The sequence below is a fragment of the Leclercia sp. CFBP8987 genome (assembly GCF_034044995.2).
Lineage (GTDB): Bacteria > Pseudomonadota > Gammaproteobacteria > Enterobacterales > Enterobacteriaceae > Enterobacter > Enterobacter tamurae.
The window spans coordinates 3,299,252-3,321,391 of the sequence record NZ_CM188255.1; the positions used below are offsets into that span (position 1 = coordinate 3,299,252).

17 protein-coding genes, 1 tRNA gene and 1 pseudogene are annotated in these 22,140 nt (G+C 56.5%); 8 read left to right on the forward strand and 11 right to left on the reverse strand.

Features of this window, described 5'->3' with window-relative positions; genetic code table 11:
* The first annotated feature begins 103 nt into the window (after positions 1-103).
* Positions 104-388 (forward strand): 50S ribosomal protein L25, encoded by a 285-nt coding sequence (rplY, locus tag SOM40_RS15960; protein ID WP_106995380.1) that lies wholly within the window; start codon positions 104-106, stop codon positions 386-388.
* Between the two features lie 51 nt (positions 389-439).
* Here rplY and yejK read toward each other — a convergent pair whose 3' ends face one another.
* Entirely contained in the window at positions 440-1,447 is a 1,008-nt protein-coding gene (gene yejK, locus SOM40_RS15965) for a nucleoid-associated protein YejK (RefSeq protein ID WP_106995381.1), read from the reverse strand.
* Between the two features lie 134 nt (positions 1,448-1,581).
* Here yejK and SOM40_RS15970 point away from each other — a divergent pair, with 134 nt between their 5' ends.
* The 3 genes from SOM40_RS15970 to SOM40_RS15980 all read left to right on the forward strand — a co-directional run bounded on the left by SOM40_RS15970 (position 1,582) and on the right by SOM40_RS15980 (position 3,737).
* Complete coding sequence (locus SOM40_RS15970) at positions 1,582-1,809, forward strand: YejL family protein (protein WP_032612681.1); 228 nt, start codon at positions 1,582-1,584, stop codon at positions 1,807-1,809.
* Positions 1,810-1,828: 19 nt separating this feature from the next.
* Complete coding sequence (gene yejM / locus SOM40_RS15975) at positions 1,829-3,589, forward strand: LPS biosynthesis-modulating metalloenzyme YejM (RefSeq protein WP_106995382.1); 1,761 nt, start codon at positions 1,829-1,831, stop codon at positions 3,587-3,589.
* Between the two features lie 71 nt (positions 3,590-3,660).
* Positions 3,661-3,737: transfer RNA gene (locus SOM40_RS15980), tRNA-Pro, on the forward strand.
* Between the two features lie 50 nt (positions 3,738-3,787).
* Here the strand turns inward: SOM40_RS15980 and SOM40_RS15985 are convergent.
* The 3 genes from SOM40_RS15985 to SOM40_RS15995 all read right to left on the reverse strand — a co-directional run bounded on the left by SOM40_RS15985 (position 3,788) and on the right by SOM40_RS15995 (position 6,753).
* Entirely contained in the window at positions 3,788-5,191 is a 1,404-nt protein-coding gene (locus SOM40_RS15985) for a DUF1996 domain-containing protein (protein WP_320530334.1), read from the reverse strand.
* Between the two features lie 91 nt (positions 5,192-5,282).
* The gene (locus SOM40_RS15990; RefSeq protein ID WP_320530335.1) at positions 5,283-6,467 is read right to left on the reverse strand and encodes an MFS transporter; all 1,185 of its coding nucleotides are present in this window, start codon (positions 6,465-6,467) and stop codon (positions 5,283-5,285) included.
* A 25-nt stretch (positions 6,468-6,492) separates the two neighbouring features.
* Positions 6,493-6,753, reverse strand: coding sequence for a DUF2534 family protein (locus tag SOM40_RS15995; protein ID WP_106995385.1), 261 nt, complete (start codon positions 6,751-6,753; stop codon positions 6,493-6,495).
* A gap of 192 nt (positions 6,754-6,945) precedes the next feature.
* Here SOM40_RS15995 and eco point away from each other — a divergent pair, with 192 nt between their 5' ends.
* Positions 6,946-7,443, forward strand: coding sequence for a serine protease inhibitor ecotin (eco, locus tag SOM40_RS16000; RefSeq protein WP_166183018.1), 498 nt, complete (start codon positions 6,946-6,948; stop codon positions 7,441-7,443).
* Positions 7,444-7,479: 36 nt separating this feature from the next.
* On the opposite strand, the gene mqo is transcribed toward eco, so the two are convergent.
* The gene (gene mqo / locus SOM40_RS16005; RefSeq protein ID WP_320530336.1) at positions 7,480-9,135 is read right to left on the reverse strand and encodes a malate dehydrogenase (quinone); all 1,656 of its coding nucleotides are present in this window, start codon (positions 9,133-9,135) and stop codon (positions 7,480-7,482) included.
* A gap of 188 nt (positions 9,136-9,323) precedes the next feature.
* Between mqo and SOM40_RS16010 the strand changes: the two are divergent.
* A pseudogene (locus SOM40_RS16010) lies at positions 9,324-10,614 on the forward strand (SulP family inorganic anion transporter).
* Here the strand turns inward: SOM40_RS16010 and mgtE are convergent.
* From mgtE to SOM40_RS16040, 6 genes are all read right to left on the reverse strand, one after another.
* Positions 10,577-12,013, reverse strand: a complete 1,437-nt coding sequence (mgtE, locus tag SOM40_RS16015) for a magnesium transporter (RefSeq protein ID WP_166183021.1) — start codon at positions 12,011-12,013, stop codon at positions 10,577-10,579. The pseudogene SOM40_RS16010 and the gene mgtE overlap by 38 nt on opposite strands.
* A 140-nt stretch (positions 12,014-12,153) precedes the next feature.
* Positions 12,154-13,797, reverse strand: a complete 1,644-nt coding sequence (locus SOM40_RS16020; RefSeq protein WP_261644365.1) for a multidrug ABC transporter permease/ATP-binding protein — start codon at positions 13,795-13,797, stop codon at positions 12,154-12,156.
* Between the two features lie 76 nt (positions 13,798-13,873).
* The gene (gene alkB, locus SOM40_RS16025; RefSeq protein ID WP_320530337.1) at positions 13,874-14,524 is read right to left on the reverse strand and encodes a DNA oxidative demethylase AlkB; all 651 of its coding nucleotides are present in this window, start codon (positions 14,522-14,524) and stop codon (positions 13,874-13,876) included.
* Complete coding sequence (gene ada, locus SOM40_RS16030; RefSeq protein ID WP_320530338.1) at positions 14,524-15,588, reverse strand: bifunctional DNA-binding transcriptional regulator/O6-methylguanine-DNA methyltransferase Ada; 1,065 nt, start codon at positions 15,586-15,588, stop codon at positions 14,524-14,526. The genes alkB and ada overlap by 1 nt, the downstream gene beginning before the upstream one ends.
* Positions 15,589-15,660: 72 nt before the next feature.
* Positions 15,661-16,716: an FAD:protein FMN transferase ApbE gene (gene apbE, locus SOM40_RS16035; RefSeq protein WP_166183025.1), complete on the reverse strand. Its 1,056-nt coding sequence runs from the start codon at positions 16,714-16,716 to the stop codon at positions 15,661-15,663.
* A 121-nt stretch (positions 16,717-16,837) separates the two neighbouring features.
* Complete coding sequence (locus tag SOM40_RS16040) at positions 16,838-17,950, reverse strand: porin OmpC (protein WP_320530339.1); 1,113 nt, start codon at positions 17,948-17,950, stop codon at positions 16,838-16,840.
* A 738-nt stretch (positions 17,951-18,688) separates the two neighbouring features.
* On the opposite strand from SOM40_RS16040, the gene rcsD reads away from it, so the two are divergent.
* Both rcsD and rcsB read left to right on the forward strand, forming a co-directional pair.
* Positions 18,689-21,361 carry a phosphotransferase RcsD gene (gene rcsD, locus SOM40_RS16045; protein WP_106995395.1) on the forward strand — a complete coding sequence of 891 codons (2,673 nt, stop codon included), beginning with the start codon at positions 18,689-18,691 and terminating at the stop codon, positions 21,359-21,361.
* 16 nt (positions 21,362-21,377) lie between these two features.
* Complete coding sequence (gene rcsB / locus SOM40_RS16050) at positions 21,378-22,028, forward strand: response regulator transcription factor RcsB (RefSeq protein WP_106995396.1); 651 nt, start codon at positions 21,378-21,380, stop codon at positions 22,026-22,028.
* Positions 22,029-22,140: the final 112 nt, after the last annotated feature.

The following is a 22,140-nucleotide window of genomic DNA, read 5'->3' on the forward strand; positions in this document are numbered from 1 at the left end:
GTCATTTGAGTATAAAATGCCGCCCGCTTCACATCCGTGAGGCTGAACACTTACCTGCTGCTGGGTCGCCTGTAGCAGGAATAATATGTACAGAGAGAAATCAATGTTAACTATCAATGTAGAAGCACGTAAAGAGCAGGGCAAGGGTGCGAGCCGCCGCCTGCGCGTAGCAAACAAATTCCCTGCCATCATCTATGGCGGCGAAGCTGCTCCGATCGCAATCGAACTGGACCACGACAAAGTGTGGAACCTGCAGGACAAGCCTGGTTTTTACGGCGAAGTTCTGACCCTGGTTGTTGACGGTAAAGAAGAAAAAGTGAAGGTTCAGGCTGTTCAGCGTCACCCGTTCAAGCCAAAACTGTCTCACATCGACTTCGTTCGCGCGTAATCGCTAACGTATCGAGAAAAAACCCCGCATTGCGGGGTTTTTTTATGGCTGTTATTTACCGCCAGAGGTGCGGCGCTGCAGCTGATCGCGCAGGTTTGGCGGGGTGCCTTTAATGGTCAGCGTGTCGGTCGCCGGATCCCAGAAAATGCGCTCGCCCAGCAGCATGGCATCGAAGTTAATGGTTAGCCCACCGCCGCTACCGGCAAATTTGGTGAGCTGACGCAGGGTGCTGCGATCCGCCGGGAAGCTCTCTTCCAGCTCATAGCCTTTCTCTGCCGTAAAGTCCTGGAAACTCACTTCGCTGACGCCGGCCAGCTCTTTAGAGAGGGATTCCAGTTCGATCTCCTCTCCCGCCTGCAGCTGCTCGTTGCAGTAGGCGTACACCTGCTGACGCACGTTCTGGCGCTCGGATTTGTCCAGCTCGGCTTCCGCGGTGAAGTCATCCACCGCCTGTAGCAGGCCTTTGTTCTGTGCTTTGGCGTTCAAACCTTCGCTGGCGCCGAGGAAATCCATAAAGAAGTCGGCAACCTTGCGCCCTACCCGCCCTTTCAGGAAGGTCAGATAGCGGGTCGATTCCGGATTGGTTTCCCATTCGGTCAAATCGATACGCGCCACGATATCCGCGTGGTTGATATCCAGATAGTGGGTAGAGCTGATATCCAGCTGCTCATTGACGCGCATGCTGCTTAAGTTGTTCAGTACCGCCACCAGCAGGTACTCCACCGCCAGGTAACGATAGTGGCAGAACAGGACGATACCACCGTCGGCAAACGGGTACTTTGCCAGCTCATCGCGCAGACGGCCGGTAGCGGCCCGGCTGAAGGCGAGGAAATCCTCTTCGCCCTGACGCTGCAGGCGCAGGGTCTGCGCCAGTTCACTCTCTTCGCTGAACAGGCCATAGGCTTTGTTTTTGGCGCTGTACACCCGGTGCAGCTCCGCGATCATGTCGACCGCGGTAGGGGTAGGTTCCAGTAACGAATCGCGCAGCACCAGCTCAAGGGTTTGCTCATCACGCTTGATAAGCTGGTGCAGGGCAATCTGGTTGATATCCAGACTCATGATAAACTCTCCTTTTAGACCGGGCCGTATTCAACCACCCGCCAGACATGTATGCAACCGAAGATAAAAAAGGGGAAAAAAAGCTGTTGCTACGGTAATATGTTGCCCTTTCCTCTACAAACAGATTTCGATTTATGCCACAACTCTCCCGCTACAGTGATGAACACGTTGAACAAATGCTCAGTGAGCTGCTCAACGTACTGGAAAAACATAAGGCGCCAACCGACCTTTCCCTGATGGTTCTGGGCAATATGGTGACTAACCTTATCAATACCAGCGTTGCGCCGGCCCAGCGCCAGGCGATCGCGAAATCTTTCGCTCAGGCCTTACAGTCCTCGGTTAACGACGACCAGGCGCACTAAGGGAAACGAACGACAGTTTATGGTGACGAATCGTCAGCGCTACCGTGAAAAAGTCTCCCAGATGGTTAGCTGGGGGCACTGGTTTGCCCTGTTTAACATTCTGCTGGCGATGGTGCTGGGCAGTCGTTATCTGTTTGTCGCCGACTGGCCGACGACACTGGCCGGACGCGTCTATTCGTGGATGAGCGTCATAGGCCATTTCAGCTTTCTGGTCTTCGCCACCTATTTACTGATCCTCTTCCCGCTGACCTTTGTTGTCATGTCGCAGCGGCTGATGCGGTTTGTCTCCGCGATCCTGGCCACTGTGGGCATGACGCTGCTGCTTATCGACAGCGAAGTCTTTACCCGTTTCCACCTGCATCTTAATCCTGTCGTCTGGGAACTGGTGATTAACCCCGACCAAAACGAAACTGCGCGCGACTGGCAGCTGATGTTTATCAGCGTGCCCATTATCCTGCTGATTGAGATGCTGTTTGCCACCTGGAGCTGGCAAAAGCTGCGCAGCCTGACGCGTCGTCGTCGCTACGCCAAACCGGTTGCCGCTCTTTTCTTCGTGGCCTTTATCGGCTCGCACTTCATGTACATCTGGGCTGATGCCAACTTCTATCGGCCGATCACCATGCAGCGCGCGAACCTGCCGCTCTCTTATCCGATGACCGCCCGCCGCTTCCTCGAGAAACACGGCCTGCTGGATGCGCAGGAGTATCAGCGCCGCCTGATTGAGCAAGGCGATCCCGAAGCGGTATCGGTGCAGTATCCGCTCAGCGATCTGCGCTACCGTGATATGGGCCAGGGCCAGAACGTCCTGCTGATCACCGTTGACGGCCTGAACTACTCGCGCTTTGAGAAGCAGATGCCGACGCTGGCGGAGTTTGCCGATAAGAACATCAACTTTACCCAGCATATGAGTTCCGGTAACGCCACCGATACCGGGATCTTCGGCCTGTTCTACGGCATTTCGCCGGGCTATATGGACGGCGTGCTGTCGTCGCGTATTCCTGCGGCGCTGATCACCGGCCTGAACCAGCAGGGTTACCAGCTGGGGCTGTTCTCGTCTGATGGCTTCAGCAGCCCGCTCTTCCGTCAGGCGCTACTGTCCGACTTCTCGCTGCCGGCCACCCGCAGCCAGTCCGACGCTCAGACCGCCGGACAGTGGATCAGCTGGCTGAACCGCTATGCCCAGGACGATAACCGCTGGTTCTCCTGGGTTGCCTTCAACGGCACCACCCTGGATGACAGCAACCAGAAAACCTTTGCCCGTCGCTACGCTCAGGCTGCCGGCGATGTGGATGCCCAGATTGCCCGGGTGCTGAACGCCCTGCGTGAATCCGGCAAGCTGGAGAATACGGTGGTGGTGATCACCGCGGGTCACGGCGTGCCGCTGGGCAACGAGCGCAACGATGTCGACTGGTCCCGCCCTCGTCTGCATGTTCCGCTGGTGATCCACTGGCCTGGCACACCATCGCAGCGCATTAACATGCTGACCGATCATAAAGATGTGATGACCACTCTGATGCAGCGTCTGCTCCACGTCAGCACGCCAGCCAATGAGTATTCCCAGGGTCAGGATCTGTTCAGCGCCACCCGTCGCCACAACTGGGTGACCGCCGCCAGCAACAATACGCTGGCCGTCACGACGCCAGCCCTGACGCTGGTCCTGAGCAGCAACGGGAATTACAAAACCTATAACCTGCAGGGTGAAAAACTCAACGACCAGACGCCGCAGCTCAGCCTGCTGTTACAGGTGTTGACGGATGAAAAACGGTTCATCGCTAACTGATTTAAAATTAATCAGTTAGCCTGAACTGACCTTGCATTAAACGCGGAAATAGGTAGTATAAATTTTCGTGTCGGCACGTAGCGCAGCCTGGTAGCGCATCGTCATGGGGTGGCGAGGGTCGAGAGTTCAAATCTCTCCGTGCCGACCAAAAATTCCTCAAAAAAAACCAACCGCTTGCGGTTGGTTTTTTTATGCCTGTCAGATTTCCGGAGTATGTTTGTACCCGGTCAGCATCAGCATCAGGCTCTCTCTGGAATCCGCCGGGCTGAACTGGTAGTGGTTGCCCTGACGATCGCCACCGATGTACCAGGAGATCTCCGTTTTCCCTGCGGCCAGCGCTTTACGCACCGCCTTGTCGACATCCACCATCCGGTACTCACGCTTGTTGTTGAGATACAGGATCGCATCCGAACTGTAGTTGCAGGAAGGCCGTTTTTTCCAGGTAACGGTGGCCGGATCCCAGTCGTTGCTGGCGGGATAGAAGAAGATCTGATCCGCGCCGTTAGCTTCGACTTTCCCACCGAAGATACGCACTTTGTACTTAAACAGAGACGGATCCTGGCCGGTCGGCAGTGCAGGGATCTTAAATTTCACCAGGCTCATGGTCTCGACGTTACGGGTACGACCGCCGTTCTTCCAGTTATCCTGAATTAACAGGGTCTGTGCCGTCGGAACCGGCGTGGTTGGCGCCTCGCTGCTCACCCAGACGTTGGCCTTCGCTTTCGAATAGCCATACGGGACGTTGGTGCCGCAATCCATGCCCTGGTTCATGCACATCTCGGTCATAAAGCGCGCTCCCTCTTCGGTCCAGCCGTTCATAAAGTCGGCATGGGCGGTGTACAGACTGCCCCAGTGCTCCTCGCGCGCGTCGCCGTTCATGGTGGGATCGAGGGACAGCTGCGCTTTGGCGGTATCCAGGGAGGTGATACCGTGCAGCACGTAAGCCACGTTCATGTTCACCGTCGGGATCTTCACCGGGAAGCCGGAAGGACACTGCCCTTTCACATCATAGGCCGCGTTAGCCATCCCGTGGTGCGGCTTCAGGTTGATGCCATCCCAGCAGTTGGGGAACTGGATGCCGATGTTAAACTGCACCGCATCTTTGGCTTTTCTCAGGCCGCACACCTCCCCGATTTTATTGCTGTAACCTTTGCCATTGGCGCATAAAAAGGTGATCCGCGAGTTAGGCCTGGTGCCGTGATGATCCCCCGCCACCATCGCCAGCCCGGCAGGGAACGGGCTAAGTGGATATTGATCGACGTTGTTCGCCTGGTAGTAAGTTTTCTGATAGGCAGGCTTGACCACCGTGCCGTCCGGAAGACGCAGGGAGGGTGCCCAGTAGGCCGAGCTGTCGGCTTTGTTATCGCAGGTGGTTTCTGACTGCTTGCGCAGCGAGGCATAGGATGAGAACGCATCGGTGCGGGTGTTGCCAAAAAAGTCGTGCCACATCGCCTGATTGACTTTGCCGAACATCATTACGGCGTCGTCCCCCAGAGTGTGGTTGTAAGCGCAGACAACGTGCGCCTGCGGGCCGGCATGAGCGTAAAGAGAAGGCAGCAGCAGAGCTGATGCCAGCGCGGAATACAGTGTGGTCCTTTTCATAAAAATCTCCTGATAGAAAGGACCACATTGGTAACAAAACGGCGCTAACTCTCCGAATTTTTAACGCAATAATTTTCCGCAGCTGCGCACTTTACAACGCTGCCGGTCGCCTGAGGAGATAGGCCAGGGTCACGAGGCAGATCGCCGCTCCGGCGTAGAAGGTATATTCCGCCCCCCACACTTCCCAGATGATGCCCGCGCCCAGGCTGGCAATCAGCAGCGCCACGCCGCTCACCATGCTGAACAGACCAAAGGCGGTACCGCGCAGATCGGCGGGTGCCGTTTTCGCGATCATCGCGGTGAGCAGTCCCTGAGTCATCCCCATATGGATGCCCCACAGCGCCACGCCGAGAATAATCCCCGCCCAGTGGGTGGTGAGCGCCAGCACGATATCCGCCGCGATCAACACTACCAGCCCCCACTGCAGCAGGCGGGTGTGGCTCATGACGTCAGAGAGTTTGCCGAACGGATAAGCAGAAAAGGCATAAAGCAGGTTCATGGCGACCATCACCAGCGGGATCAGCGCCAGCGGAATATCCGCCTGCTGGGCTCGCAACACCAGAAAGGCCTCACTGAAGCGGGCCAGGGTAAAGACCGCGCCGAGACCAATCACCCACCAGCAGCTGGCGCCGAGGCGTTTCAGGTTCTCTTTTTTGATCGGATTGGTGCGTTTATGGGCGACGGGAGAGGTAGGTTCATGCAGGCCAAAAAAGAGCAGCGCGACGGCAAGCACGCCGGGGATAACGGCGATCCAGAAGATGGTGCGAAAGTCGTCGTTCCACAGCAGCATCATGCCGACCGCCAGCAACGGACCAAGAAACGCGCCGATGGTGTCCATCGACTGACGCAGCCCGTATGCCGCCCCGCGCAGTTCCGGCGGCGTCACATCGGCCACCAGCGCGTCACGGGGCGCGCCGCGGATCCCCTTCCCTACCCGGTCAATTAAGCGTGCCCCGAGGATCATCCCCGACGAGGAGGCGAGCGCAAACAGTGGCTTGCTGGCCGCACCCAGCCCGTAGCCCAGCAGCGCCAGCCCTTTGCGTTTCCCCAGATAGTCGCTGATGGCGCCGGAGAAGACCTTGACGATCAGCGCCGTGGCTTCCGCCAGACCTTCGATTAGGCCAATAAAGATGACGCTGGCACCCAGCGTAGTCACCATAAACAGCGGTAATAAGCTATGAATGATCTCCGAAGAGATATCCATCAACATGCTGACGCCGCCAACCACCCAGACCCCTTTGGGGATCCGGCTCAGCGTGGAAAAACGGGAGACCATGCGCCACTCCTGCTAGCGGGAAAACTCAGTGCTTATCGCTGTCCCCGAGGAAAAAAATCCCCAGCGGAATTGCCAGCAGAACGGTAAAGACCGTGCTGTAGACCAGCACCATCGCAGATTGCAGAACGTACATGCTGGTGGTCCACGACGTCAGCGGGATGTTGTACTGCTCAATCACACCGACGATCGTCACACGGCCCACTCCAATCACCGCGATCATAAACACCGTCAGCAGTGCCAGCAGAAATTTTTTCCCGGCCGGCGTGTTAAGTTTTTGGCGTACCATGCATTTATTCCTTCACAGATGAATAACAATGATTGCCGCTCACCCTACCACGATCGTCGCCCCGGCACCAATCCAGTATTTAAAACCACAATAAAGGCAAATAACCAGTGATATAAACCAGATATAAATAAAATAAAGGCAATAAACACCACTTATGATAGTGTAGACGAGAATCGTTTGACATAAAAAGGAATGACTGTGAAAAACGCACCTAAAAGCGTCGTCGCCCTGCTGGCCCTGGCCTGTGCCAGCGCATATGCCGCCCCTGCCGCTCAACCGCTTGAGAAAACGGCCCCGTATCCGCAGGCGGAGCACGGGATGAAGCGCCAGGTTATCGACCTGCCCGCGCAGAAAGATGAAGCAAATTATAAAGTTGAGCTGTTGATCGGCCAGACGCTGGAGGTGGACTGCAACGTGCACCGCCTCGGCGGGCAGTTAACCAGCAAGACGCTGGAAGGCTGGGGCTATGACTATTACGTCTTTGATAAGGTCACCTCGCCGGTCTCTACCATGATGGCCTGTCCGGAAGGGAAAAAGACCGCCAAATTTGTGACCGCTAACCTGGGTGAGCACAGTCTGCTGCGTTACAACAGCAAACTGCCGATTGTGGTCTATACGCCGGAAAACATTGAGGTGAAATACCGCATCTGGCAGGCCGACGAGAAGGTCGGGAACGCCGTCGCGCGTTAATAAAAAAGCCGGGTCAGATAACCCGGCTTTTTTGTATCAGAGCGCGATATCCGCGACCGGTTTGCTTTCCGGCTGGGATGTCGCCTGCGGCTCAGCCTGAGGCGCCGCATCCGGTGCCTGCGGCTTTTCATACTTCAGCTGCAGTACGCGGCTGGTGTACTCCAGCTCCTGCTCGGTAGCGTCAACGTTGCCGTTCAGCGCCGTACCGTAAGACGGAATAATGGTCTTCAGCTTCGCCTGCCATTCCGGGCTGGCGACTTTGTCTTTGAACACTTTTTCCATCAGATGCAGCATGATCGGTGCAGCAGTGGATGCCCCCGGGGATGCACCCAGCAGCGCGGCCACGGTGCCCTCTTTATCGCTGACCACTTCGGTGCCCAGACGCAGCACGCCGCCTTTCTCTTCGTCACGCTTGATGATCTGCACGCGCTGACCCGCCTGCCACAGACGCCAGTCTGCCTGCTTCGCGTCCGGGTAGTACTCTTTCAGCGCCTCAAAGCGATCGTCATCGGAGAGCATCACCTGGCTAATCAGGTATTTCACCAAATCGAAGTTATCCAGACCAACATCGACCATGGGTCCCACGTTCGAAGTGGTGGTAGAGCTGAGCAGATCCCACAGCGAACCGTTCTTCAGGAACTTGGTTGAGAAGGTCGCGAACGGCCCGAACAGCACCACACGCTTGCCGTCAAGAATACGGGTGTCGATGTGCGGTACCGACATCGGTGGTGCGCCCACGGACGCCTGACCATACACCTTCGCCAGATGACGGTTCACCACTTCCGGGTTTTCCGACACGAGGAACTGGCCGCCAACCGGGAAGCCCGCGTAGTTTTCCGCTTCCGGAATGCCGGTTTCCTGCAGCAGCTTCAGCGCCGCGCCGCCCGCACCGATAAAGACGAACTTCGCCTTGATGACGTGCTCTTCTTCATTGTGCTTGAGATCGGCAACGGTCACGCTCCAGGTGTTGTCCGCGTTACGCTTAAAGCCGCGCACTTCGCTGTTCAGCGACAGGTTGAAGTTCTCTTTTTTCTGCAGAGAGCCCACCAGCTGACGGGTAATTTCGCCGTAGTTCACGTCGGTACCGATTTCGGTCCGGGTCGCCGCAACTTTCTGGTTCGGGTCTCGCCCTTCCATGACCAGCGGTGCCCACGCTTTGATCTGAGCGTGATCTTCGGAGTACTTCATCCCGCGGAACAGCGAGCTTTGCTGCAGGGCAGCATAACGACCGCGCAGGAAGTTAACGTTGTCGTCGCCCCAGACAAAGCTCATGTGCGGGACGGTGTTAATGAAGCTGTGCGGATCGTGCAACACGCCGCTGTTCACCTGGTGAGACCAGAACTGACGGGAGATCTGGAATGCTTCGTTGATCTCCACGGCTTTCTCAATGCTGATAGAGCCGTCTTTCTTCTGCGGAGTGTAGTTCAGCTCCATTAAGGCCGAGTGGCCGGTACCGGCGTTATTCCAGCCGTTGGAGCTCTCCTGCGCCACGCCGTCCAGACGTTCAACCATGGTCATGGACCAGTTCGGCTCAAGTTCGTGCAGATAGGTTCCCAGCGTGGCGCTCATGATCCCGCCGCCAATTAACAGAACGTCCGTTTCCTGATCCTGCGATGCCTGAGCCTTCGCCGCCATCGGGGCAACGCTAAAGCTTGCCGCCGCAGCCAGCAACAGGGCAGTCATTTTTTTCATAATTAGTGCCTTCGTAATAAGCGTTTTGTTCGCTATGTATGCAGATGAAGTCGATTGCGGCGCCACGGTAGCAATAATTAAATATTGTTTAAAGGTTAAATAATTATTGTAATTATGATAATTAATGTCGTGATGTTTGTAGGGGCATAACGCTGCCGGGCTGGCAACCTGGGCGTTTTCCCGCTACTATGCTGCCCTTTGTGATCGGCCGCACAGATCCTGCCCAGCGCCACTAACCTGCGAAAAACTATGTCTCAAACCCATACCTCTCCCCGGACCTTATCGGTTCTGCGTTCTCCGTCGCTGTTGATGCGTGAAACCCTGGCCGGTGTCATCACCGCCCTGGCGCTCATTCCGGAGGTCATCTCCTTCTCGGTAGTGGCGGGCGTCGATCCGAAAGTGAGCCTGTTCGCCTCGGTGGTGCTGTGCCTGGCGCTGTCGGTAATGGGGGGACGCCCGGCGATGGTGACCGCCGCTGCGGGTTCCGTGGCGCTGGTGATTGGGCCGATGGTTCATCAGCATGGCGCGCAGTATATTCTGCCGGCGGTGCTGCTGGCGGGCCTGATCCAGATCCTGTTTGGTGCGCTGGGGATGGCGCGCCTGATGCGCTTTATTCCCCAGTCGGTAATGACCGGGTTTGTGAACGCGCTGGGGATTTTAATTTTCTTTGCCCAGGTGCCGCATTTCTGGAGCAAAAGCCCGCTGATTGTCGGCCTGTTTGTTCTGACTCTGCTGATTGTGCTCTGGGCGCCCCGCTACATTAAAAGTATTCCTTCTCCGCTGATTGCGATTGTGGTCCTGACCCTGTTTACCGTTACCAGCGGCCAGCTGCTGCCGACCGTCGGCGACGAAGGCTCGATCGGCGGCGGTCTGCCGGGGATCACCCAGATGCTGGTGCCGCTTAACCTGCATACCCTGAGCATTATCTGGCCCTGCGCGCTGAGCATTGCCTTTGTTGGCCTGATGGAGTCGCTGCTGACGGCGAAACTGGTGGATGAGCTGACGGCCACCCCATCCAGCAAGCGCCGCGAGAGCATGGGGCTGGGCGTGGCCAATATCATGGCGGGCTTCTTTGGCGGGATCGCCGGGTGCGCGATGATCGGTCAGACCATCGTTAACGTCGAAATGGGTAAAGGCCGCAGCCGCGTCTCTACCCTGGCCGCCGGGCTGGTGCTGCTGTTGTTGGTCACTGCCCTGAGCGAGGTGATGGCCAAAATCCCGATGGCGGTGCTGGCGGGTATCATGGCGATTGTCGCGGTGAAAACCTTCAACTGGCACAGTATTCAGCCGGGCACCGTCAAAGATGCCCCCGTGGCTGAAACGCTGGTGATGCTGGTGACCGTCGCGGCCACCGTCTCAACCGGCAATCTGGCAATTGGCGTGCTGGGCGGGATTATCCTGATGGCGATCCTCCCTGCCCGCCTGCGACGCCATAGCGCCGCTACAGCAGAAACAGCGTCGCCAGACCAAGAAAAATAAAGAACCCGCCGGTATCGGTGATAGCGGTGATCATCACGCTCGACCCCACTGCGGGGTCGCGCCCGAGGCGGGTCATGGTTAACGGAATGATCACCCCCATCATCGCCGCCACCAGCAGGTTCAGCACCATCGCCAGGGTCATCACCCCGCCCAGGGCCATATCGTCGTATAGCCACCAGGTGATACCGCCCATAATTCCGCCCCACACCAGGCCGTTGATCAACGCCACCCCCAGCTCACGCAAAATCAGGAAGGTAAAGTTGCCCGGCTGAATGTGCTGCAACGCCAGGGCGCGCACAATCATGGTGATGGTCTGGTTACCGGTATTGCCGCCAATGCCTGCCACGATGGGCATCAGCGAGGCCAGGGCCACCAGCTGGGAGATGGTGTGTTCAAATCCATCGATGACACGGGAGGCAATAAACGCGGTGCAGAGGTTGATCGCCAGCCATGCCCAACGGGTTTTCACCGCCTTGCTCACCGGGGCATAAACATCCTCTTCCGCGCTGAGGCCCCCGAGGGCGCGCATATCGTTGTCGGTCTCTTTATAGACCACATCGACGATCTCATCGATGGTCAGTCGCCCTAACAGCTTGCCCACGGCATCCACTACCGCGGCGCTGAGCAGGTTGTCACGCTCGAAGGTACGCGCGGCTTTTTCAGCATCATCTTCCGGGGAGAAGAGCATCGGCTGGGGGTCCATCACCTCGCTGACCTTGCTCTGGGCGCTGTTGAGCAGAATGGTCTGCAGCTCCAGCTCGCCGAGCAGGGTTTTATCCCGGGAAGTCACAAACAGCTTATCGGTGTTTTGCGGCATTTTACCGAGCCGACGCAGGTAACGCTGGACCGTGCCCAGGGTGACGTCCGGGCGTACGGTGATCACGCTGAACTCCATGATCGCCCCGACGCGGTCCTGCTCATAGTGCATGACCTGGTGGACGCGGGCGCGTTCCTGAGGCGGCAACGACGCCAGCAGGCGTCCGGTCAGGTTGCGCGGCAGGTGCTGAACGAGATAGATCTGATCGTCGATATCCAGGGTACGCAGCGCATCGAGGATCGCGTCGTCGCTCATCTCATCGATCAGATCTTCCCAGACGTTCTCGGACGCCTCCACCAGCACCTGACCACGCTCGTGATCCTGCACCAGCCGCCACAGGGCATGGCGCTCTTCCGAAGGTAAGGCTTCGAGGGTGTCGGCCAGATCCGGCGGCGGTAAATGGGCTACCAGCGCCCCTACCTCAGCAATATCGTCGGCTAAGGTGCCGACGTCATATTGCTCAGCCAGGGTCAGTTTACCCAGCAGGGTAGAGGTGAGCGCTTTGTCGGTGGTCATCAGCCAGATCAGGCGCGCACGCTCTTCATCGCGCAGCCGTGCGCTGTTCTTATTCAATACAGACATAATTCATAAATCCATTAAATGAGTTGGCATTAAGCATAGCGCGGGGTTGTGTAAATTTTAATAAACGAATCGGCGGGAAGAACAAAAAAGCGGCAGTTACAGACCGGGGACGGCGAAACCGCCCCCGGCATATTTGATACTCAGGCGGTACGGGCTACCGCATCACGCGACGCGGCATCGCGTTCAGCGCCGGTCAGCTCACTCAACTGACCGCTGCGCATCTCCAGCAGGCGGTCGGCATGAATAAAGTAGTGATCGTCATGGCTGATGGCGAAGATGGTTTTACCCATCTGCTGCATCAGCGGCAGCAGCACCTGGTAGAACTCGCGGCGGAAATGCGGGTCCTGATCTGCGGCCCACTCATCCAGCAGAATGATGTCGCGCTCTTCTGCCAGCGCCAGCAGCAGCGCCACGCGCTTCTTCTGCCCTTTCGACAGCTTGAGGTTGAGGATCTTGCCATCCTGCAGCTCCAGCTTGTGCGACATTTGCAGATGCGCCAGCCACTTCTCCACCAGCGCCGGATCGGCCTGCTTGCCTTCCGGGCCCAGCAGCTGATCGAACAGCCACACGTCGGTGAACACCGCAGAGAACAGCTTGCGGTAATCTTCCGGTTTTTCGGCGCTCAGCGGTTTACCGTCCAGCAGGATCTCCCCCGACTGGGGCTGATACAGGCCGGTGAGGAGCATCGCCAGCGTCGATTTTCCGCTGCCGTTACCGCCAATCAGGAACAGCAGCTCGCCGCGGTTAAGGGTTAAGTTCACCGGCCCGACGGAGAAGTCGTTGTCCTGATAGGTAAAGGTGACGTTGCGCAGCTCCAGCGTCTGCCAGTCCGGGAAGGCCTGCGGGCGCGGGAATTCCGCTTTGTAAGGGGCCAGCGAAAACTTGCGCAGCTTGTTAAAGGCCACCTGGGCGCTGAGCAGGGTCGGCAGCGCACCGACGGCGGAGAGCAGCGGCGTACGCAGGAACAGCAGGGTCAGCGAGTAGGTAGCGGCGACGTTGGTATCCGCCCAGCCGAGGCTGTTCGCCATCCAGAAGACCAGGCCAATCGCCCCCAGCATCATGATATTTGACCAGTTGACCGCGCTCAGGTGGAAAGTATCGGCCCGCACAATGTGGTGGCGATATTCGCGGGCATCCGGGATATAGAGATTGTTGAAGATGTGCTCGGCACGCTCGCGGTTCAGGGTCAGCTCTTTGCGCCCTTCCAGCACCGTCTGATAGTCGTTATAGAGCTTATCTTCGGTTTCACGCAGCACCGCCATGTGTTTGTAGACGCGCGACACCAGCATGTAGCCGCCCCAGATGGTGATCACAATCCACAGGGCGGTGATCGCCAGCATTTTGGTGGAGAGCCAGGCCAGATAGGCGGCTGAGCCGAAGGTCAGAATAATCCCCTGCACCAGCTCCGGCAGACGCACAAAGGCGATGGTGATTGAGCGCACATCACTGGTCAACCCGGCCAGCAGAGAGGCGCTGCCCAGCTGCTCGACGCGTTCAACCTGGGTATCCAGAATACGCTTGATAAACTCGCTGCGCAGGCGGAAGACGAAGTGGTGACCGAGGGTGGTAAGCGCCAGCTGCGAACCCAGGGTGACCGCCATCAGCAGCACCAGCAGGCCGAGAAATTCCGGCAACACCATCAGGGTGGTGTCCACCGTTTCAATTAAACGCAGGTTAATAAAGGCGATAAGCCCAATACCCAGGGCGGCGCTGAGCAGGCTTAAGGCCATCACCGCGATAAACGGCCAGCGGTATTGGCGCCAGACCAGTAACAGGAGTTCCATGCAGAGCAATCCAGACAAGAAAAAACAGCCAGCAGTGTAAACTGCTCGCCACTTACATCAAGAATAATTCTTATTTTTATTCGTTATTCGCCGCCTGACGGAAGGTCAGGTTGTAGCGATACTCCCCTGTGACAGGGTGTTCTCCCGGCTTAAGAGGCTGGATACCGTGATAAAACAGGCGGGATGGCCCGCCCCACACCACCACATCACCGTGCTCCAGCAGCAGGCGTTGCAGCGGATCGTTGCGGCGTAATCCGCCGAACTGGAAGACGGCGGGCAGGCCGAGTGAGACCGAGACAATCGGCGCCCGCAGGTCGGCTTCGTCTTTATCCTGATGCAGGGAGAGTTTGGCCCCGATGGCGTAGCGGTTGATCAGACAAGCATCCGGCTTAAAGTCGGGATAACCGGCCGCGCAGGCCGCATCATGGCACAGGGCGGCAAAAGCGTCCGGCATTGGCGGCCAGCGGGTGTCAGTCAGGGGATCGTCCGGAGAATAGAGGTAGCCGCGTTGATTGGTGGTCCAGCCCAGCCCGCCGCAGTTGGTCATCGCCACCGACATGGTGTATCCCCCCGGGGTGACCATCTGGCGAAACGGCGAGGCGCTGGCGACCTGTTCGATCCCTTGCATTAAGGCCGGGGCCCGTGCCAGCGCAAAGCGGCGCAGGATCACCGCCCCGGGCGCCAGCGGCTCCTGCCAGGGTTCAGCATCCGCAAAAAGATCCAGCATTATACCTCCTCTTTATTGGCTTCACGGCGCAGCAACGCCGCTTTACGGGCCGTGCCCCAGCGGTAGCCCGAGAGTCCGCCGTCGCTACGCACCACCCGGTGGCAGGGGATAATAATCGCCAGCCTGTTGGCGGCACAGGCCCGGGCCACCGCCCGCACCGCACCGGGATGACCTATGGCGTTGGCCACCTGCTGATAGCTCGCGGTCTCCCCACCCGGAATGGCACACAGAGCCTGCCAGACCTGACGCTGGAAGGCGGTACCGCGAATATCCAGTGGCAGGGCCAGTGCCACGGCGTGATTATCCACGCTGGCGATCACCTGGGCGACGCGCGCGGCGAAGGCGGCATCGGCCTGTTCTCGTTGGGCGTGGGGAAAGAGTGTCTCCAGCTCGGCAATCAGGGCGCGATCCTCATCCCCGGGTAAAATGGCGCAGACGCCGCGCGCGCTCTCCGCCACCAGGCAGCGCCCCAGCGTGCAGCTGCTCAGGGCATAACGCACGGTGGTTTCCTCCCCGCCGTTGCGGTACTGCTTCGCCGTCATGCCCAGCGTGGCGTCAGCCTTGCGATAGTAGCTGCTGCTGTCGGGAAAACCCGCCGCCAGCACCGAATCGGTGATCTTCTCGCCCTGGGCCAGGGCGTCGCGGAGTCGTTTCGCCCGGGCCGCCTGCTGCCAGGCTTTCGGCGTCATGCCGGTGAAGGATTTGAACAGACGATGCAGGTGATACGGGCTCACCGCCACCGCTTGCGCCAGCATGTCCAGCGTCAGCGGTTGCTCCTGCTCCAGTAAGCGACAGGCTTTTTCGATGGTGGCGATCCGCTGCGCCTGGGGATCCAGTTGATCCGGGCGGCAGCGCTTGCAGGGACGAAAACCCGCCAGCTCAGCCTGACGGGCATCGGCGTAAAAGCGAACGTTTTCGCGCAGAGCGTGGCGCGCCCGGCAGGAGGGACGGCAGAAGATGCCGGTGGTCTGTACGGCAAACACAAACTGACCGTCGGCACTCTCATCACGGGCCAGCACCGCCAGCCAGCGTTGATCATCATTTATCAGGTTCGGCTTTTTCATGATCGGCTCCTTATATAAGCATACGCCTAGCCTGCCTGAACGCCACCCGACAAAAACCTGCAACCTTGCTTTTTAATTCGCCCCATTGACGAGGAAGCTGGCGAACTGCGGGGACATCCAGGTTTTGAAGCCCTCCCCTTCGCGGACGATCATATAGACCGCCAGACCCTGCTCGCGCACGATCTCTTTGGCTTTCTCTGTTCCCAGCACCATCAGGCCGGTATCCCAGGCATCCGCTTCCAGCGCCGTCGGGGCGATCACCGTCACCGACACCAGATTGTGGGTAATCGGGCGGCCGGTCTGGGGATCGATCACATGGGAGATGCGTTTTCCGTCCAGCTCATAATAGTTACGGTAACTGCCGGAGGTGCTGATGCCGTGGCCGTTAATATCCACAATGGCCTGCACGGCATTTTGCCGATCGGTGGGTTTCTGGATCGCCACGCGCCAGGGCTTATCGCTGGCATTCATGCCGCGGCTGACCAGCGCCCCGCCCACCGACACCAGGTAGCGCGGGATCCCCTCTTCGGCCATCAGTTGGGCCAGGTGATCGGCGGCATAGCCCTCTCCGACCGTCGATAGATCAACGAACAGATCGGGGATATCTTTTTCGAGGTATTGCTTGCCGGATTGATTAATGACCGTCAGATGCTGCAGGCCCGTCTGCGCCCGGGCATCGTCAATCTGTGCCTGATCGGGAGTTTTCACCGGCTGTTTGTTCGGGCCAAAGCCCCAGAGGTTAACCAGCGGACCGACGGTGATATCCATCGCGCCGTTGGTTTTATAACCCACCCGCAGCGACTCGGTGACGATATCGGCCATCGCCTCACTCACCGGCCAGGGGGAGGTGCTCTGGGAGTGATTAAAGCGCATCAGGGCGGAGTCATTTTTATAGGTAGACATCAGCTGGTCATCGCCGTCCAGCTGGGACTGGATCTTCCCACGCAGCTCTTCCGCCCGGGCCGCCGGGAGATCAATCACGCTAACGCGCCAGAAGGTGCCCATGGTTTTGCCTTCCAGCACCGTGGCGGCAGCGGTTTCGCTCTTGACCGGAGGAGTGGGTGCATCGCACGCAGACAGCATAAAAAGTGTCGCCAGAAAACCGACGCGCAGAAAAGTAATTTCCATTGGTTATTATCCTCAAGCCTGAGACCGGCAAGAGTACACTAAAAAGCAGGCTTTGTAAGGCGCTGATAGTAAGGCCAAAAAAAGGGGCCAGTTGGCCCCTTTTTGCACTACTGCGTAAGACTTAGAACTGGTAAACCAGGCCCAGGGCTACGATGTCATCAGTGCTGATGCCGGCACGGTCGGTGAAGGCATTTGCATCCAGCAGGTTGATTTTGTAATCAACATAGGTGGACATGTTTTTGTTGAAGTAGTAAGTCGCGCCAACATCAACATATTTCAGCAGATCCTGGTCGCCGTTACCTTCGATGTCCTTACCTTTAGACTGCAGGTAAGCCACGGATGGACGCAGGCCGAAGTCGAACTGGTACTGTGCAACCACTTCGAAGTTCTGTGCTTTGTTCGCAAAGCCGTAAACAGCGTTAGGGGTATCGCTCTGAGAGTCACCAAAACGGGTCGCGTTGTAAGTCTGGGAGTACTGCGCTGCCAGATACAGGTTGTTCGCGTCATATTTCAGGCCGCCGCTGTACACTTCAGCACGGTCGCCTCGGCCGTAAACGCCTGGGCCGTTCTGGTCTGCGGTACGTTTGGAAGAGGCTGCTGCTGCACCTACGCTGAAGCCTTCGCCCAGATCATAGGTCAGGGAACCGCCGAAGCCGTCACCGTTCTGTTTCAGCAGGCTACGACCACCCTCGTTTTCACCGCTGACGCTGCCATTTTTACCTTGGTACTGCAGAGCAAAGTTCAGGCCATCAACCAGACCGAAGAAGTCCTGGTTACGGTAGGTCGCAACGCCGTTACCACGGGATTGCAGGAAGTTGTCGGCACCATAGGTGTCGCCGCCAAACTCTGGCAGAACGTCGGTCCATGAGGTTACGTCGTAGATCACGCCGTAGTTACGACCGTAGTCGAAAGAACCTGCTTCAGCGAATTTCAGACCGGCGAAGGCCACACGCGTCCAGGACTGGTTGTCGCTCTCGCTGGTGTTGCCCTGAATCTGGTATTCCCACTGACCGTAGCCAGTGATCTGATCGTTAACCTGAGTTTCGCCTTTGAAGCCGAGACGCATGTAGGTCTGATCGCCATCAGCGCCGTCGTCATCAGAGAAATAGTGCAGACCGTCTACTTTGCCGTAGAGATCTAATTTGTTGCCGTCTTTGTTGTAAATTTCAGCCGCATTTGCTGCGCCTGCTACCAGCAGTGCTGGTACCAGGAGGGACAGTACTTTAACTTTCATTATTTTAACCCTCTGTTATATGTCTTTTATTACCACTGCTTACTGATTAACCCTCTTAACCAGTCGGCAAGTTCATTCTCCTCAAAAATACAGAATAATCCAATAAGAATATGATACGAAAACTTTTAAGATGTTTCATATTGCCGCATAGATGTTTCAGTTTGTAAAAATGAGGGAACTTTTTTGCCGCACGCAAAGTTAAAAAATAAAGCACTAAAAAACAAAATTTTAAAATTAATTATAAAATTCAATGAGTTATATAAAAATTCATTATAGCACTGATTGTCAAAACAAAAATTCATCCGGCTACTAAAATATCTCTCGCTATCATCATTAACTTTATTTATTACCGTCATTCATATTTGAATGTCTGTTTATCCCGAATTGAACCGAATGCAATGCGTTCGGTTTTTTTTTACCTTTCTTTACGCAAATCTCGCATATTTGTGCTACCTACCTGAAACTATAACGACTATTAATTAAATCTTAGCGTGCTATTTTTAGCTTTAAAAATAGAATGCCTAATTTAATTTCTTGTTAATTCGTGCTATTTTTTCCATATATTGTCCCTTATTTGTACAATAAAAGTTCTACCGTACAGATTTAAGACACCCCCTCTGCCTCACGCAACGGAGCGAAAAAGTCAGCCTCTAAGTGGCGTGAAGCTGGAAATTCGATTATTACGCTTTATACTGCCCTATTCGCCTGAAGCGCAGCCATAACGGGTTAAACACATCAATGAGTCAGTCAGAAACCACAGCCGCGAACAAATTTTCTCTGCTTCCGGGCAGTATTACCCGTTTCTTTCTTCTATTGATCGTTGTGCTGTTAGTCACCATGGGCGTAATGGTACAGAGCGCGGTGAACACCTGGTTAAAAGACAGAAGCTATCAGATTGTTGATATCAGCCACGCCATGCATAAACGTATCGACACCTGGCGCTACGCAACCTGGCAGATTTACGACAACATCGCGGCCACCCCAACGACCTCCTCCGCTGAAGGATTGCAGGAGACGCGCCTGAAGCAGGACGTCTACTATCTGGAGAAAACGCGGCGCAAAACCGAAGCCCTGATTTTTGGCTCACACGACAGCGCTACGCTGGAGATGACCCAGCGCATGTCGACCTATCTCGATACGCTGTGGGGCGCGGAGACCGTGCCCTGGTCGATGTACTATCTCAACGGTCAGGACAACAGCATGATCCTGATCTCCACCCTGCCGCTGAAAGACCTCTCCTCCGGTTTTAAAGAGTCGTCGGTGGGTTCGATTGTCGATTCCCGTCGTGCGGAGATGCTGCAGCAGGCCAATGCCCTGGATGAGCGCGAAAGCTTCTCTTCCCTGCGCCGACTGGCCTGGCAGAATGGCCACTACTTTACCCTGCGCACCACCTTCAACCAGCCAGGCCATCTGGCGACGGTGGTGGCCTTCGATCTGCCGATCAACGATCTGATCCCCCCGGATATGCCGCTCGACAGCTTCCGCCTCGAGCAGGACACCTCGGTGCAAAACCAGCGCGCGCAGACGGACAAAGAGAGCCCCGATAGCGTCTCGATCTCCTTTAACGGATCGAAAATCGAGATTGCTTCCTCCCTGAACACCACCGGTATGCGTCTGGTCTGGCAGGTGCCTTTTGGTACGCTGCTGCTGGATACGCTGCAAAATATCCTGCTGCCGCTGCTGCTCAATATCGGTTTGCTGGCGCTGGCGCTGTTTGGTTACAGCACCTTCCGCTCGCAGCCGGGTCGCCAGAGCGATGTTCCCGTCGCCAGCGGCACCAGCAACGAGCTGCGCGTCCTGCGCGCATTGAATGAAGAGATTGTCTCGGTGCTGCCGCTCGGTCTGCTGGTGCACGACCAGGAGGCCAACCGCACGGTGATCAGCAATAAGATCGCCGATCACCTGCTGCCGCACCTGAATCTGCAGAACATTACCAGCATGGCCGATCAGCATCAGGGCGTGATTCAGGCCACCATCAATAATGAGCTGTACGAGATCCGCCAGTTCCGCAGCCAGGTGGCGTCACGCACGCAGATCTTTATCATTCGCGATCAGGATCGCGAGGTGCTGGTGAATAAAAAGCTCAAGCAGGCTCAAAGGCTGTACGAGAAGAACCAGCAGGGCCGGGCGGCCTTTATGCAAAATATTGGCGACGCCTTCAAACTGCCGCTGAAGGCGCTGGCCAGCGAAGCAGCGCAGTTAAGCAGCCCGGAAAGCCTACAGCTGTCCAGTCATGCCGATACGCTGGTGCGGCTGGTGGATGAGATCCAGCTCGCCAATATGCTGGAAAATGACAGCTGGAAGAGCACCGCCACGCTGTTCTCGATTCAGGATCTTATCGATGAGGTGGTGCCGGAAGTGCTGCCGGTGATCAAGCGTAAAGGGCTGCAGCTGCTGATTAACAACCCGCTGCGCGCCAACGATGAGCGCCACGGCGACCGTGACGCGCTGCGTCGCATCCTGCTGATGCTGATCCAGTACGCGGTGACCACCACCCAGATTGGCAAAATCACGCTTGAAGTGAGCAGCGATGAGTCGGCCGATGACCGTCTCACCTTCCGTATCCTCGATACTGGCGAAGGGGTCACGGCCAGTGAAATCGACAATCTGCATTTCCCGTTCCTGAACGATACCCAGGGTGACAACTACGGTAAAGCCAACGCCCTCACCTTCTGGCTGTGCGATCAGCTGGCGCGTAAGCTTGGCGGTCACCTGAATATCAAAGCCCGTGAGTCGCTGGGCACCCGTTATTCATTGCATGTGAAAATGCCGGCCACCCCGCAGGAAACCGAGGACGATGAGGGCCTGCTGGACGACGTGGTGATTATGGTGGATGTGACGTCGAATGAGATCCGCAGTATCGTGGTGCGTCAGCTGGAAAACTGGGGTGCGACCTGTATCTCCCCGGACGAAAGGCTGGCAAGTCAAGAATATGATCTCTTTTTAACGGATAATCCGTCTAATCTTACTGCCTCGGGCTTGCTTTTAAGCGATGATGAGCCAGGCGTGCGAAAAATTGGCCCCGGCCAGGTGCGCGTCAACTTTAATATGAGCAATGCGATGCAGGAAGCTGTACTACAACTAATAGAGGAGCAACTGGCGCAGGAAACGATCCCGGAATCCCCACTGGGCGGCAATGAAAATGCCGAACTGCAGGCCAGCGGCTATTATTCTCTCTTCGTAGACACAGTACCAGATGATGTTAAGAGGTTGTATACTGAATCCGCCGCGAACGACTTCGCAGCGCTGGCTCAGACAGCACACCGGCTCAAAGGGGTGTTTGCCATGCTTAATCTGGTTCCAGGCAAGCAATTATGTGAAACGCTGGAACATCTTATTCGTGAGAAAGATGCCGCCAGCATAGAAAAATACATCAGCGACATTGACGATTATGTCAAAAGCTTGCTGTAGCAAGGTAGCCTTATACATGAACAATATGAACGTAATTATTGCCGATGACCATCCGATTGTACTGTTCGGTATTCGCAAATCACTTGAACAGATCGAGTGGGTGAATGTAGTCGGCGAATTTGAAGACTCCACAGCACTGATTAATAACCTGCCAAAACTTGATGCGCACGTGCTCATCACCGACCTTTCCATGCCTGGAGATAAATACGGTGACGGGATCACGCTGATCAAATACATCAAGCGTCATTTCCCGAGTATTTCGATCATCGTGCTGACCATGAACAACAACCCGGCTATTTTAAGTGCCGTTCTGGATCTCGATATCGAAGGGATTGTCCTGAAACAGGGCGCACCAACCGATCTGCCAAAAGCGCTGGCCGCGCTGCAGAAAGGGAAGAAATTTACCCCGGAAAGCGTCTCCCGTCTGCTGGAAAAAATCAGCGCTGGCGGTTACGGTGACAAACGTCTGTCACCGAAAGAGAGCGAAGTGTTGCGTCTGTTTGCAGAAGGTTTCCTGGTAACGGAAATTGCCAAGAAGCTGAACCGCAGCATCAAGACCATCAGTAGCCAGAAGAAATCTGCGATGATGAAACTGGGTGTGGAAAACGATATCGCCCTGCTGAACTATCTCTCTTCCGTGACCCTGAGTCCGGCAGATAAAGACTGATAACTACATGCCCGGCGGCATGGTAAATGTAAAAAGGCAACGTAAGTTGCCTTTTTTTATGTTTGCGCCCTCTCCCGGTGGGAGAGGGTTGGGGTGAGGGCATCAGGCCGCA